A 14,590-nucleotide genomic window follows, 5' to 3' on the forward strand; every position below is an offset into this window, starting at 1 on the left:
AATTATTTGCTGGCAGCTGCCAACGTCACACTAACTCCCTCGGCTACATCCCTGTATCCTTTTTCAATTAACTTCTCAGTTCCCTGAAGGCCCTTTATCACCTCAGTTTCACTTTTGAAGGTGAGCCCTGTTTCAATATGGGTTTTGGTAGCCACCAGGCTGCCGTCCTGATCAGCGACTGTGTAAACAAAGGTTCCTTTGTCGTCTCTCAGGATGATCTTGGTGGGTATAACCAATGCTTTGCTGCTCTTGTAGTCAATCAGCTGAAGCACTGTCACTTGATTGGGCCTTACGGTGAAGTCCAGCTTTGGTAAGCTCACTTCGACTGTGAAGGTTCTGTTCTCGCTGTTGATCACCTGACCAACCGAAAGCACCCTGGCAGTTACCGTTTTGTCCTGAACGGGAAAGTACACCTCCACTGGATCTCCAGCGGTAAACTTGCCTATGAAAACTTCTGAGATATCAGTTTTGATATACATATCGTCCTCGCTAAGCACACGCACCAGAGGCATGCCCGGAGAAGCGATGGAACCGAGTGTGGCCGGAATTTCATCCACTCTTCCGCTAAACGGTGCCCTTATTACTGACTGAGCGAGCTGAGAGTTCAGCGTGGCCAACCTGTCTTCAAGCGACTCCTTACGATTTTTTGCTTCCAGGTACTGCACCTCCGTACCTATCTTTTGCTCCCAAAGCTTCGACTGTCTCTCAAAAAGTGTTTTGGCTAGTTCGAGGCTGGTCTGCACTTCACTGATATTGTTGCGAACAATGTCGGCGTCAAGCGTAAGCAGTACCTGGCCTTTGTTCACCTTTTGGCCTTCGGTTACATGAATTGCCTGTACTTTACCCATTGTTTCAGCGCTCATCATCACATTTTTGTGCGAGGCTACCCATCCCCTTACCTCAGTCATATGAAAAAAGTCTTTGGTAGGAACCGGCATAGTAGCCACAAGAATGGCGTTGGTATTCTCCTTACCAAACTCGGGATCCATTTGCGCTATTTCCTTTTCGAGCGTAGTAATCTTGGCTTTCAGCTCCCGAAGCTCATTGTTGTATTCACTGAGTTCGGATTTTTTTTCTTCAATATCTGAAGGGGCCTCTCCGCATGAAACGCCTGCGAAAAGAACGGCAACCAGTGCCAGCAACTGTAAACTTTTCATGGATGATGTATATGTTTTCATAGTTTGGTTCTCCTTATTCCTTAATTAATAGTCCTTTTGCCTTGTCGAGATCGACCTTGGCAACAATGGCATCGTAAAGTGCACTATAGTAGTTGGTCTGCGCATTTCTAAGGCTGTTTTCTGCGTCGATTACCTCCAGGTTAGAGCCGACTCCCTGCTCGTATTTGATTTTGGTTACCCTGGCAATGCTTTCCGCCAGCTCCATGTTCTCCTCCTGCGAGGCGAGCGACTTTTGCGCATTATCGAAGTTGAGGTAAGACTGCTGAATTTCCAGGTCGATCAGGTTTTCCAATGACTTAAAGCCATTGTCCAGCTTTTGCAGTGTGAGCTTCTCCTGCTGAATCTTGTAAGTGCGCTGCAAACCACCAAAAATGGGCACGTTAAGACTCACCCCAAACTGAGAGTAGTCATACCATTTATCGGGCCCGACGAGATCTGAATCGTCGATATTTGTGTTGGTTTTGAAAATTCCTCCTACTCCATTTGATTGGGTTGAATAGCCAAGCGTGGCAAAGGCGTTCATAGACGGCAGCGCCTCAGCGTAAAGGTTCTTAATATTAAGTTCCTGCAACCGCCTGTTTACTTCCAACACTTTATAATCCGGTCTGTTTTTGTAGTCCCAGTCGCTCCCGTTAAGTTTTTCGATAGGATCGAGCTGAACGTCCTGAATGGTGCCAGCCACTTCAATCGGCTGCTCCATCGGATAATTCATCTGAAACTTCAATATGGCCAGCCCCAGTGCATTCATATTGCTGAACTTGTCCCGCTCGGTCACCAGGTTATTGAAGCTCACCTGAATGCGATCAACGTCAATTTTTTCAGCGAACCCGCTAATATTCAGCGCTCTCGTGTTCCTAAGAAGGCTATCGACCCTTGCAATATTGGCATCAAAAAGCTGCATCCGTTCACGATTGATCAGAACAGCATAGTAAGCCTTTGTTACCTGCTCAACTATCTGCTCTCTGGTTTGCTCGGAAGTTTTTTGAGACAGCTCTTTGTACGTATTTGATGCCTGCAAACCAACTATGTAAGAGCCATTGAAGATCATTTGATTAATTGTGAGACTTGCATTCCCGCTACTTTTTAACTGAAAGAAGTTGGGTGCAGCCAATACATCGCCATTTTGAGCACCAGGAATTCCTACGGGGAAAAAGCTGAACGCATTTGGATCGTCATTGTAGGTTCCATAAAAACGCTGTAGCTTCTGGTTGTGGTTAACGGAAGCGCTACCAGAAATCTGCGGCAACCCTATACCCACTGTCTCCTTTACTTTGGCCGCTGCTATTTGCTCATCAAGCGTAGCATTCTGCGCATTGATAGAATTGGCCAGTGCGTAGTCGATACATTGCTCAAGTGAAAGTGGTCCGTCGGAAGCTCCCGTGCCGCCGTTGTCCTGAGCGCTGAGTTGGCCAGCCACCAGAAGCATTGCCACCAAAAAAATCTTCCAACTACTTTTGAGATTCATATGATTGCTTGTTAAAAATTGTGTCATAAAGTTTCCTTCCCTGATCCGTTAAAATCCCCTGTATAAAGTGATAGAATATTTGCTCGCAGACTTCCTTAAATTCAAACCTGCCTCTGGGGTAGGTGTGTGCGTCAAAAGCCATTTCTACTTGTTTCATTCGCAGCACCGCAAGAATATTTTCATCGATGTCATCTCTGAAACTGCCTTCCGCTTTTCCCCGCTTCAAACAATCCACGATATTCTGAGTGAAGACTCGTTCCTTGTACTCCTCGAAAAGTGTCCAGGCTTTGGGGTGATACTTCTGAATGTCGTGCAGCACCGACGGGTGAATGGTCTCTACATTCGTTCTCATGAACTGCGAGATTTTAAATAGCTCATCGATGGAGTTGGACGACTCCTGGTGCATTTTCACAAATTCCCGGTACTCTTTTTCGCAATGGTGCCCAACCGCCAACGTCACTACTTCGTCTTTATCCTTAAAAAACTGATAGATCGTTTTTTTAGAGATACCCATGTGACGGGACAGATCGTCCATTGTCACACTTCTGACGCCCAAACGGCAAATAAGCTGGTCAGCTTGTTCTATTATATTGTCTCTTACTTCCAAAATATTCTTCTAAACTTTGGAAACTTTCACATTACTCAAAGTTTCCGTTGTCAAAGTAACGGCTAGTTTTTGAAAAGGTTTAGAAAAAAGTGAAAATTAACTTACCGATAATAATAGTCCCTAAAAGTCTTTATTTGAGGCTATTGGGACATTTCTTTGCCGCTATTTCAAAACTACAAAGAATCGGATGGGGCATAAATGCCACTGACTGAACTTTCAAACGTTTGCGGGTAAAAAAGTATTAAATTTGGTTTCGTCATCATGAAGCAGGCTCCGGCAAAATATCTTAACTATAAAAAATATGGGACAGGCCCGAAATACCTTTTGGCATTTCATGGCTTTGGACAAACTGAGCTGGCCTTCCAATTGTTCGAAACCTCGTTGGGAATAGACTATACGATCATTTCCATTGATCTCTTCTTCCATGGAAAAAGCCAGTGGCCGGCCGATGAACTCCCAGTGCCGACCGAGTCGTGGCACGATTTGCTTCTGGGCATCCTGAAAGCGGAACAAATAGATAAATTCAGCGTGATGGGATACAGCCTTGGTGGTAAACTGGCATTGACTACGGCCATGTTGTTTCCTCAGCGGGTGCAAAGAATCATTTTAGCTGCACCAGATGGCATCTACCTTAACCCCTGGTACAATGTTGCGACTGGCACCTGGGTAATGAGGGCCATCTTTCATTATCTAAACGACCACCCTGCTCTTCTTATCCGCCTGATCTCCTTTTTTAGCCGCACCAGGTTGGTGTCTGGGCGGCTGGCAAAGTTTGCTATCTCGCAAGTGGCTGACCATAACAACGGTAACAGCATTTACCACGCCTGGGTGGGCTTCAGGCATTTTACTCAAAACATAGACAAGGTGCTTCAAACTGTCAACCAAAATAACATCCACGTGACGATGGTGGCTGGAAAATACGATACGGTTATCCCCTATGGCAAACTTCATGCTTTTGAAAAAAAGTGCTCCTCATCAGACTTTGTATTGATCAAAACCGGCCACAATTCTCTCCTCCAGAAATTCCACGAATCGCTCTTAGAAAACGTCCGTCCACACTCTGGATAAGCCAACCGATCCCGGGGACGATCATTCCCAACAGCTAAATTCAATTTCTCCGTATCAGGCCTTCTAAAATTACCTTTTTTAGAAGTCGACTATTTCTTTTTGTTTTAACTTTGGGCTTCAAAAATCCCATACCCAAGCGACCTCATGATTCTCTTTTTCCAGAAAGACATTAATACATTTTATATCCTTCAAATAACCAAGGCTGCAGACAGCCTTACCAAAGAAAAGCTTACCTGGCTTTTCAGCGGCGGCAAGTTTGTGGAGAGCACATCAGTCGAAGGGCCATTTATTGGGCCTAGGAAAGAGATGATCACTCCATGGAGTACCAATGCCGTGGAGATCACCCAGAACATGGGTATTGGCGGGGTAGTGAGGATTGAAGAATTTGTTAAAAAAGAAGCTTATCCGGGTGAATTTGACCCCATGCTGAAGGCCGTGTACCAGGTAATTGACCAGGATGTTTTCACTATCTCTCATGTGCCCGATGCTATTGTAGAGATCGACAATATTAAGGCTTACAGCGAAAAAGAGGGACTTGCACTCAGCCAGGAAGAAATCGACTATCTGGAATCAGTTAGCAAGTCGCTGGGACGCAAACTTACCGATAGTGAAGTGTTTGGCTTCTCACAGGTGAATTCGGAGCACTGCCGCCACAAGATATTCAATGGCACTTTTATCATCGATGGCAAGGAGAAACCAGATACACTTTTTCAGCTAATCAAAAAGACATCGAAAGCCAATCCCGGCTTTCTTGTTTCCGCCTACAAAGACAACGTGGCCTTTATTGAGGGGCCAAGTATTGAGCAATTTGCTCCTGCTCGTCAGGATCAGCCCGACTACTTCGAAGCCAAAACCAGAAAGAGCGTGCTTTCTCTCAAAGCAGAAACTCACAACTTCCCAACCACAGTAGAGCCATTTAACGGTGCCGCCACTGGTAGCGGAGGGGAAATCAGAGACAGGATGGCGGGCGGCCAGGGGAGCTTCCCACTGGCAGGAACGGCGGTTTACATGACCTCCTACTCCAGGCTGTCGAGCAACCGCCCCTGGGAGAACCACAGTCCTGAGAGACCGTGGCTTTATCAAACACCCTCTCAAATACTCATCAAGGCCTCCAACGGTGCCAGCGACTATGGTAATAAGTTCGGACAGCCACTTATCACCGGGAGTCTTTTAACATTTGAGCACGAAGAAAATGGCAAGGCTCATGGCTTCGATAAAGTGATTATGCAGGCGGGAGGCGTTGGATTTGGCATCAGGGATCAGAGTCAAAAGAAGAGTGTAGAAAAAGGAGATAAGATTGTGGTGCTGGGCGGCGACAATTATCGCATTGGCATGGGTGGCGGTGCCGTGTCGTCTGTGGCCACTGGCGAATTTGGTAACTCCATTGAGCTGAATGCTGTGCAGCGCTCCAACCCCGAAATGCAGAAGCGTGTGGCCAACACTATCAGAGCCCTGGCCGAACTCGACGAAAACCCCATTTCATCGGTGCACGACCATGGGGCAGGCGGGCACCTCAATTGCTTATCTGAATTGGTAGAAGAAACCGGCGGTAAGTTTGAGATCAGCAAGTTTCCTGTCGGTGACCCTACCCTTTCCGACAAAGAAATCATCAGCAACGAGTCGCAGGAGCGCATGGGACTTGCACTTCACGAAAAGCATCTCGACTACCTGCGCAAGGTGGCCGACAGAGAGCGTTCGCCCATGTACGTAGTGGGTGAAGCTAGCGGTGACCACAAATTGACCTTCATGAACAAAGAAGGTAAGAAGCCTGTGGATTTTGAGCTGACTCATCTTTTCGGTTCCTCTCCTAAAACCATTCTGGAAGACAAGGAAGAGAAATCGAGCTTCCAGCCTATTCAAACTTCCGCAGCTAAGGTGGAAGAATACCTGCTGAAGGTATTGAAAATGGAAGCAGTGGCCTCCAAAGACTGGCTCACCAACAAAGTAGACCGCTGTGTTACCGGTAAAGTGGCCAAGCAACAGACCTGCGGTGAGCTGCAAATTCCTCTCAACAATCTCGGCATTATGGCACTCGACTTTGGCAGCAACAAGGGAGTTGGTACCTCCATCGGGCATGCCCCGGTGCCAGCACTGATCGACGAAAAGGCTGGCTCTAGGCTGGCCATTGCTGAAAGCTTGACCAATCTCGTTTGGGCCCCGCTCGAAGGAGGTATCAAGGGCGTTTCATTGAGCGCCAACTGGATGTGGCCCGCAAAAAACAAGGGAGAAAACGCCAGGCTGTACAATGCCGTGCAGGCTGTCAGCGATTACGCCTGTGCATTAGGCGTAAACATCCCGACTGGCAAAGATTCGCTGTCGATGACGCAGAAATACCCGGGAAAGACGGTCTATTCCCCCGGCACTGTCATCATTTCCGCCGTCGGCCAGGCAACTGATATCCGAAAAACAATTGAGCCGGTAGCCAAAGTCGTTGACAGCAGCAAGCTGATCTATCTCAACCTTGGCAGCAAAGGTTTCGAACTGGGCGGCAGCACGCTCGGTCAGGTGCTCAACAGGCTGGGCGATACCACGCCTGATGCGGCAGAGGCAGATTACTTCTTAAAGGCATTCAGCCTTATGCAGTTGCTCATCAGCGAAGGGCTTATCATTGCCGGCCACGATGTTTCGTCAGGTGGCCTCATCACCACACTTTTAGAAATGTGCTTCCCTTCTGCCTCAGTGGGCATGAAAGTGAATTTGGATGGCCTGAATGAGCCAGATGCTGTTAAGGTTCTTTTTAGTGAGAATCCTGGCCTGGTGGTACAAACAACCGATGCAGCAAGGCTTGAAACCATTTTCACCGAGACAGGCATAACCTGTAGCGTTATTGGAGAAGTGACTTCCGCACCGAACCTGGAGATTACACTCGGAAGCGATAGCTGGACGTTTGACGTGGCCCAAATGCGCAAAGAATGGGCAGAAACCTCCTGGCTTTTGGATAAAAAACAGACCAAAGAAGGCTTTGCCGACACCCGCTACAGCAACCTTGGCAAGCAGCCACTAAAAATCAAGCTCCCTGCACAATTCAGTGGCAAACTTGCTGATTATGGCCTTTCATTTACCAGACCAAAGACAACCGGCATCAAAGCAGCCATCATCAGAGAGCAAGGCAACAACAGTGACCGTGAAATGGCCTACTGCATGTGGCTGGCTGGTTTCGATGTGAAGGACGTGCACATGACAGACCTTATCAGCGGCAGGGAAGATTTGTCAGAAGTCAACTTGATTGTGTTCGTGGGCGGCTTCTCCAACTCGGATGTCCTGGGCTCTGCCAAAGGCTGGGCGGGTTCCTTCCTTTACAACGACAAGGCTAAAAAAGCGCTGGATAATTTTTACGCAAGAGAAGACACGCTCAGCCTGGGCGTGTGTAATGGTTGTCAGCTGGCCATGGAGCTCGGGCTGATCTACCCTGAACTGGACAATCACCCAAAGATGCATCACAACACCTCGGGCAAGTTTGAGTGCACCTTTACAGATGTTGAGATTCTAGAGAACAACTCCGTGATGTTTGGCTCACTGGCAGGCAGCAGACTGGGCATTTGGTCGGCACATGGTGAAGGCCAGTTTGTTTTTGCAGAACCTGAGAAGATCAACATCGCAGCTAAGTTTGCTTACTCTTCTTACCCGGCCAACCCCAACGGGTCGCAGTTCGACACGGCCTGCGTGGTAAGCCACAACGGGCGCCATGCAGCCATTATGCCTCACCTGGAAAGATCGATGTTTCCATGGAACTGGGGCTACTATCCCGACGGACGAAAATCAGATGAGGTAACACCGTGGATAGAGGCCTTTGTAAATGCGAGGAAGTGGGTGGAGGAGAAAGTGAAAGCCTAAATCAATTCCACTCCAAAGAACTTCTGAAGAACAGTCAATAGAAACATAGCTCCCAGCACTACGGGGCAAACGTAGACTATCATCAGGTTGAAGAACTTTTCAATGAACGATCCCCTGTAGGAAGGGTTTCCGTGGCTTATTTCTTCGCTAAGTCCGGCAGTTTTCCATTTGGAGGATATGAAAACACTCAAAAGGAACCCACCAAGTGGTAGGCTAATGACAAAAAAGAGATCCTGCACCACGTCCATAAAGGATTTAACCCCACCCTCATAGCTGACGAATTCCGTAAAAGCTCCTACAGCGCCAAACCCGAGCATACTTGGCAGGCCAATAAGGAATATCAGTAGCGCCATCACAGAAACGGCCTTTTTCCTTGACCATTTTTTCTCGTCCACCAAAAAGGCAACCGGCACTTCCAAAAGAGATATGGTAGAGGTCAGCGCTGCAAAGCAAAGCAGCAGAAAGAACCCGCCACCAACAATTTTGCCGATAAGTGGCCCCATGGTCTGAAAAACTCCAAGCAGTGCTACAAACACAAGCCCGGGGCCTTCAGCAGGCGACTGTCCTTGTGAGAACACCAAGGGGAATATCATCAGTCCAGCCAGAAAAGCCACCGCTGTATCAGCAATGGTCACAAGAATTGCAGAATTAACAATGTTGTCATTCCTGCTGATGTAGGATCCGTACGTGATCAGCGCTCCCATTCCCAGGCTGAGAGAGAAGAAAGCCTGCCCCAAAGCGGTGTAAATCGTTCGGCCATTGATCAGGCTAAAGTCGGGAAGCAAATAGAAGCTTACTCCGTCCATGGCATTGGGCAATGTCAGTCCGTAAATAATAATGAAGATGAGAATCAGAAACAGCGTGGGCATCAGCACTTTGGAAGTGCCCTCTATCCCCTTCTGCACCCCTCTGTAAACGATATAAGCTGTAATCACCATAAAGGCGATGCTGAAAAACAAATTGTCTTTGAAGTCGGCCACGTAGGCCGAAAAGAAACCACTGTAGTCTTGCTCATTCAACAGGTTCCCGAAGCTTAGTTCGAGGAAGTAGCCAAATGCCCAGCCTGCCACTACGTTGTAAAAAGACAGGATCATCACGCCGCATATGATCCCAAACAGGCCCACGTAGGCCCATGACTTACCGCCCAGCTTTTTGTACGCCCCGTAAGGATTCGATTGTGCCTTTCTTCCGACAGCGATCTCCCCCACCATTATCGGCAGGCCGATGAGAAAAATCCATCCAATATATACGAGCAAAAAAGCTGCGCCGCCATTTTGCCCGGTGACATAGGGGAACTGCCATATATTACCCAAGCCAACAGCTGAACCAGCTGCGGCTGCAATGAATCCAAGTTTATTAGAAAATCCTCCCCTGGCCGCCATCTATTGTTTTTTGTGTTCCAATAAAAAAATCAGGCCGGAAGATAGGCCCATATTAAGTTTTAATCAAAACAAACTTGCTAAACGGGCATTTTAATGACTCTCCCGTGCTGTCTTCCCAAAGCACCCTGCTCAATTTTGCCTGGCATGCCTTTGCACTATGTGAAACTGTTTATTTGGCCACTCATTTGAGTAACTTTATGTCCAAATATAGCCTAAAAACCATGTCGACATTCATCAGCGATACTTCAGGTAAGGAGTTTCCCATCAGCGACAGAGTAGCTGGAAATTCCATCCGAAAAAAAATCCTGGACTTAATCAGGTCTGATCATCCAAAATTCTCCGATGACTCTTTTCTGGCATTACAGGAGCTCAATTTTTACCGGGAGAAATACATATCCAATTGCCTGCTAACCGAGCTCGACGAGCTTTCTGATCTTGAAAGCAATGTTTTGGAGACATTGAAAGACCAAACCACCATTACCGATAAAGTGGAAGATGATGCTGTTCAAAGCACTTTTGGCCAGCGGATAGCAGATCATGTGGCGAGTTTCGGGGGCTCATGGACCTTCATCATATCGTTTGGCATATTTCTATTTATCTGGATCGTTTTCAACTTTTACTGGCTCTCTAACAAAGGGTTTGATCCGTATCCGTTCATCCTGCTTAACCTTATCCTCTCCTGCCTTGCGGCCATGCAGGCACCGGTGATCATGATGAGTCAAAACAGGCAGGAGCAGAAAGACAGAGAAAGGGCCAAAAAAGATTATATGATCAACCTAAAGTCGGAACTGGAAATCAGAATGCTGCACGAAAAAATCGATCACCTGATTCTTCATCAGCAGCAAGAGCTCATTGAAATTCAAAAAGTTCAGATTGACATGATGAATGATATCCTTACCAGAATAGACAAATAAAAAACGAGGCCTCCCGACCTCGTTTCATCTATCTCATCGTTAGCATTCGCTATTCCCAGAAGAAGCCTCCCTCGAAGGAGCTGTAGGCCGTACCACCAGCATCTGGCGGTGTTGACGCAGCATCAAAGGTATCAAGATAGGGCACCCAGTTCGCCCCTGATTTCGACAACAGCTTGAATTTCACAACAAAACTATCGCCACTATTGACAATTGGAACCATGCCTCCAATGCTGGCAGGCATACCCAGGGTTGCCGGGTCAACCACGCCTCTCGGCGTCACTCCATCGCCGTCAAAAATCGACATTTCCATTCGGGTTTCATTCAGCTGAAAAGATCCATTGAACAACGGTATCTGGGTCAATCCCTGCCAAACAAGTACCCCGTTGCCCCTGTTCGATTCGGCCTCGACAAAGTCAAGTGTCTCATTTAACACAAGGTCATCATATCCATCTCCATCCATCGATGCCTTGATGCCACCTATGACCGGGCTCCAGTAAATTGCGTTATTATTTGCGAGCGCTATGTCTGAAAACGTCCACACTAGTTCCCCAAACGGAAATCCACGCTCATCCTCAAATGACTGCTCAAAACTGGCCCCAATCGTTTCAGGGGTAGCGGGTCCGTTGAGTACCTCTACTTCAGCAGGAGTAATGTCGACTACATCGACACCGTCGTCGATATTGATATTGATAACGATTTTACCGTCGTCGAGGTGGGCATCTGCATTAATTCTGTAGTGTGTTCTTGGTTGTGGATTATCAATAGTTGCTGTAAGTGTTCTATCAATCGTCGTTCCATCAAACACCTTGAAATAAGTCATCGAAATTTCGATGAAAATAGGGTTGTTGGCTCTGAAGTAGCCTTCCAGCTCCTCGGAGTCGCCATAGTCAAGCTGCTCACCAGTGTTGTTATAGGTAACAACCATTCCGTAGGTATCAAAATCCATTTTGATGTCGTCTGAATAAACCACTGACACCTTGTAATTAGCCAACGTCACAGTAAGGGGGATTTCCTTGATCTCTTCCTTATCAATTGTGAAATTGTCGGATCTTCCAAAATAATAAGGATTATTGAACGCTGCGTCCACCAGGTTATTGGAGTGTGCTTCGATGTAATACTCACCTGTCTCCAACTCAATCTCTTCCGGGGCGCTCGACCAGGGATCGAAAACTATCACCTCAGTGTCGTCAGTAGCGTCGAAAATAGTGACGACGTAATCGCCCAAATCTACTACTTCTGCTACCCTACCCGAAGTAGGGAATTCGTCAATGGCTAGCGCAAGGCTAAGCTTAAGCACCCCCTTGTCAGCCAATGGCTCTGTTGGATCCTCATTCTTGTTACAGGACAGAAGGCATGATACAAACAGAACCATTAAGAATAATTGTGAAATTCTTCTCATGATTAGTATTGTTTTGATGGTAAAAAAATGCTCTCGAGTTGGCTAACCTTACTGTAAGGTACATTATTCTTGTAACTAAATCAATTTCAACTCATTAGAGAGAAGAAATTACCAAAAAGTAAGTACTTCGACGGCAACATTTGAGAGAATGAAGGCTCTCTTTAGAGATACATGTTACCAGGTAATATGGATGCTCACTATCCGATGTTAGAGAGAGCGGCAGGTTGAATGACAATGCAGAGCGGGGCTGTCCGTCCGGTCAGCCTGCTCTTGTGCTGGGCGCTTTCAGACGAAAAAGAGAAAGTGTTACTGACTTTCGTGCAATATTTTTATTACCTGCTATTGTAAACCAAAAGATAGTTTCTACTTTTGTACCTCCAAAATCGGATTGACCGATGGTGTAACGGTAGCACAACAGATTTTGGTTCTGTTTGTCAAGGTTCGAATCCTTGTCGGTCAACTTTCAAAAGTCCCGGTGAAAGCCGGGATTCTTACTTTCTGGAGTGCTCTATTTTGATGGAACCAATTGAATCATCTGTAAAGATCTTTCCTGGAACGGGATCGTTAGACCTGGCGAAGAAAATTGCCGAGGCTTATGGGAAACCTCTTGGGAACTATTCTTCGCAGCGCTTCAGTGATGGCGAACTTTCCTACAGCTTCAACGAGTCCATCAGAGGCTGCGACGTTTTCCTGATTCAATCTACCTGCCCACCCGCCGACAACCTGATGGAGCTTCTGCTCATGATAGATGCGGCAAGAAGAGCCAGCGCCAAGTATGTTACTATCGTAGTGCCTTACTTCGGTTACGCACGCCAGGACAGAAAAGACAGGCCAAGAGTTTCCATTGCAGCGAAACTGGTAGCCAATGTAATGCAATCGGCAGGTGCTGACCGCCTGATGGCTATGGACTTGCATGCGGGACAGATTCAGGGCTTTTTTGATATCCCTGTTGATCACCTTGACGGAACGGCTATTTTCGTTCCGTACCTTCAATCACTCAATCTTGATGCGCTGACGTTTGCTTCTCCTGATGTTGGAGGCGTAGCAAGAACACGGACGTTTGCTAAGCATTTCTCAGCCGATATGGTTATCTGCGACAAACACCGCAAGCGTGCCAACGAAATTGCCTCCATGCAGGTAATTGGAGATGTGACCGACAGAGACGTAGTGCTTATCGATGACCTTATTGACACCGGCGGCACACTTTGCAGGGCAGCGCAGCTTATCAAGGAGAAGGGAGCAAGAACTGTAAGAGCAATATGTACGCATCCGGTACTGTCGGGTAATGCTTACGCCAATATCAACAGCTCGGTGCTCGAAGAACTTGTTGTCACAGACACCCTGCCCCTTAAGCAGCAATCATCAAAAATAAAGGTACTTACCGTTTCAGACCTTTTCGCCAAGGCTATCAATAACATTCACAGCCACGGCTCCATTAGTTCGCTATTTATAAATAATTAATATACATCATTATGAAAACAGTAGAGATTATAGGGTTTAAAAGAGCAAATCTCGGTAAAAAGGAGTCCAAAGACCTTAGGGCTGCAGGCAGTGTTCCATGTGTTATCTATGGAGGGAAAAGCCAGGTGCATTTTCATGCGCCTATGATTCTTTTCAGAGACCTTGTTTACACTCCAAACGCTGCTTTTGTTCATCTGAATATTGAAGGACAAGAGTTCAAAGCGATCTTGCAAGACATTCAGTTCCATCCGGTAAACGAGATGATTCTGCATGCTGACTTCCTTGAATTGAATGAAAACTCACCGGTAAAACTTGATATTCCTGTTAAGTTCCTGGGTGTAGCTCCGGGAGTTCAAAAAGGTGGTAAGTTGGTTTCTAAGATGCGTAAACTTACTGTGAAGGCTCTTCCTTCTGAAATGCCGGAATTCATTGAGGTAGACATCAGCAAACTGGAACTTGGCAAAACAGTGAAGGTGGGAGAGCTTGGAGAAGCTAAATACAACATCTTGAATAGCCCCCTTGTTTCTATCGCATCAGTGGAAGTTCCTAGAGCGCTTAAAGGCAAAGGAGCTGATGGAGAAGAGGAAGAAGAAGAAGCATAAAAAATATTCTAATGCCATCAATGTGAAAATCCTGCCTCTTAAGGCGGGATTTTCTATTTTGGAGGCAGCAGACAAACGATTAACGCAATGAAATACCTAATAGCAGGACTAGGCAACATCGGGCCTGAATACGAGCTCACACGGCATAACATTGGCTTTCTGGTGCTGGATCGGCTTGCTCAGGCAGAGTCTGCCAGCTTCACCTTCAACAAGCAAGCCTACACGGCTGAAATCAAACATAAGGGCCGAACCCTGCACCTCATTAAGCCGACTACCTATATGAACCTCAGCGGCAAGGCTGTGGCTTATTGGATGCAGCAATTGAAAGTTCCCAGAGAAAACATCCTTGTTATCACCGATGACATCGCCCTCCCCTTTGGCAAGTTGCGGATGAAGCCCAAGGGCTCAAGCGCCGGTCACAATGGACTCAAAAACATTGAGGCCACACTTGGCGGCCAGGACTACGCAAGGCTTCGTTTTGGCATTGGCGATAACTACTCAAAGGGTCATCAGGTGGAGTACGTTCTAAATAATTTTTCCAGAGAAGAAATGGCCCTCCTGCCTGAAAGAATGGACAAATCCATCGATATGATCCTCTCATTTGCAGCAATAGGAATCGAAAGAACTATGAATTTTTTCAATGAATAATTGACTATTCAAAACTTTATATTTCTTTGCAT

11 protein-coding genes and 1 tRNA gene are annotated in these 14,590 nt (G+C 46.8%); 7 read left to right on the forward strand and 5 right to left on the reverse strand.

Translation table 11 applies throughout. The features are described 5' to 3' along the window. Window positions 1-2: 2 nt before the first annotated feature. Genes ACMVP2_RS04320 through ACMVP2_RS04330 form a run of 3 tightly spaced genes read right to left on the reverse strand, consistent with a single transcriptional unit; the run spans window position 3 to window position 3,250 of the window. Window positions 3-1,178, reverse strand: a complete 1,176-nt coding sequence (locus ACMVP2_RS04320; protein ID WP_416866858.1) for an efflux RND transporter periplasmic adaptor subunit — start codon at window positions 1,176-1,178, stop codon at window positions 3-5. A 13-nt stretch (window positions 1,179-1,191) separates the two neighbouring features. Next, on the reverse strand, window positions 1,192-2,643 hold the full coding sequence (locus ACMVP2_RS04325) for a TolC family protein (protein ID WP_416866859.1): 1,452 nt from the start codon (window positions 2,641-2,643) through the stop codon (window positions 1,192-1,194). Further along, complete coding sequence (locus ACMVP2_RS04330; RefSeq protein WP_339788187.1) at window positions 2,627-3,250, reverse strand: TetR/AcrR family transcriptional regulator; 624 nt, start codon at window positions 3,248-3,250, stop codon at window positions 2,627-2,629. The genes ACMVP2_RS04325 and ACMVP2_RS04330 overlap by 17 nt, the downstream gene beginning before the upstream one ends. A 261-nt stretch (window positions 3,251-3,511) precedes the next feature. On the opposite strand from ACMVP2_RS04330, the gene ACMVP2_RS04335 reads away from it, so the two are divergent. Both ACMVP2_RS04335 and purL read left to right on the forward strand, forming a co-directional pair. Then, window positions 3,512-4,318, forward strand: coding sequence for an alpha/beta fold hydrolase (locus tag ACMVP2_RS04335; protein WP_416866860.1), 807 nt, complete (start codon window positions 3,512-3,514; stop codon window positions 4,316-4,318). Window positions 4,319-4,462: 144 nt separating this feature from the next. Continuing rightward, on the forward strand, window positions 4,463-8,152 hold the full coding sequence (gene purL / locus ACMVP2_RS04340; RefSeq protein WP_416866861.1) for a phosphoribosylformylglycinamidine synthase: 3,690 nt from the start codon (window positions 4,463-4,465) through the stop codon (window positions 8,150-8,152). On the opposite strand, the gene ACMVP2_RS04345 is transcribed toward purL, so the two are convergent. Further along, on the reverse strand, window positions 8,149-9,534 hold the full coding sequence (locus ACMVP2_RS04345; protein ID WP_416866862.1) for a sodium-dependent transporter: 1,386 nt from the start codon (window positions 9,532-9,534) through the stop codon (window positions 8,149-8,151). The genes purL and ACMVP2_RS04345 overlap by 4 nt on opposite strands. Before the next feature lie 221 nt (window positions 9,535-9,755). Between ACMVP2_RS04345 and ACMVP2_RS04350 the strand changes: the two genes are divergently transcribed. Then, on the forward strand, window positions 9,756-10,448 hold the full coding sequence (locus ACMVP2_RS04350; protein ID WP_317487802.1) for a DUF1003 domain-containing protein: 693 nt from the start codon (window positions 9,756-9,758) through the stop codon (window positions 10,446-10,448). 49 nt (window positions 10,449-10,497) lie between these two features. Here the strand turns inward: ACMVP2_RS04350 and ACMVP2_RS04355 are convergent, their stop codons facing one another. After that, window positions 10,498-11,847, reverse strand: coding sequence for a DUF4493 domain-containing protein (locus tag ACMVP2_RS04355; RefSeq protein ID WP_416866863.1), 1,350 nt, complete (start codon window positions 11,845-11,847; stop codon window positions 10,498-10,500). A 389-nt stretch (window positions 11,848-12,236) separates the two neighbouring features. On the opposite strand from ACMVP2_RS04355, the gene ACMVP2_RS04360 reads away from it, so the two are divergent. From ACMVP2_RS04360 to pth, 4 genes are all read left to right on the forward strand, one after another. Continuing rightward, window positions 12,237-12,307: transfer RNA gene (locus ACMVP2_RS04360), tRNA-Gln, on the forward strand. 56 nt (window positions 12,308-12,363) lie between these two features. Continuing rightward, window positions 12,364-13,308 (forward strand): ribose-phosphate pyrophosphokinase, encoded by a 945-nt coding sequence (locus ACMVP2_RS04365; protein WP_317487804.1) that lies wholly within the window; start codon window positions 12,364-12,366, stop codon window positions 13,306-13,308. Window positions 13,309-13,319: 11 nt separating this feature from the next. Further along, complete coding sequence (locus ACMVP2_RS04370; RefSeq protein WP_317487805.1) at window positions 13,320-13,910, forward strand: 50S ribosomal protein L25/general stress protein Ctc; 591 nt, start codon at window positions 13,320-13,322, stop codon at window positions 13,908-13,910. An 87-nt stretch (window positions 13,911-13,997) separates the two neighbouring features. Next, window positions 13,998-14,558: an aminoacyl-tRNA hydrolase gene (gene pth, locus ACMVP2_RS04375; protein ID WP_339813731.1), complete on the forward strand. Its 561-nt coding sequence runs from the start codon at window positions 13,998-14,000 to the stop codon at window positions 14,556-14,558. Window positions 14,559-14,590: the final 32 nt, after the last annotated feature.

It is taken from the genome of Imperialibacter sp., assembly GCF_048007035.1.
Lineage (GTDB): Bacteria > Bacteroidota > Bacteroidia > Cytophagales > Cyclobacteriaceae > Imperialibacter.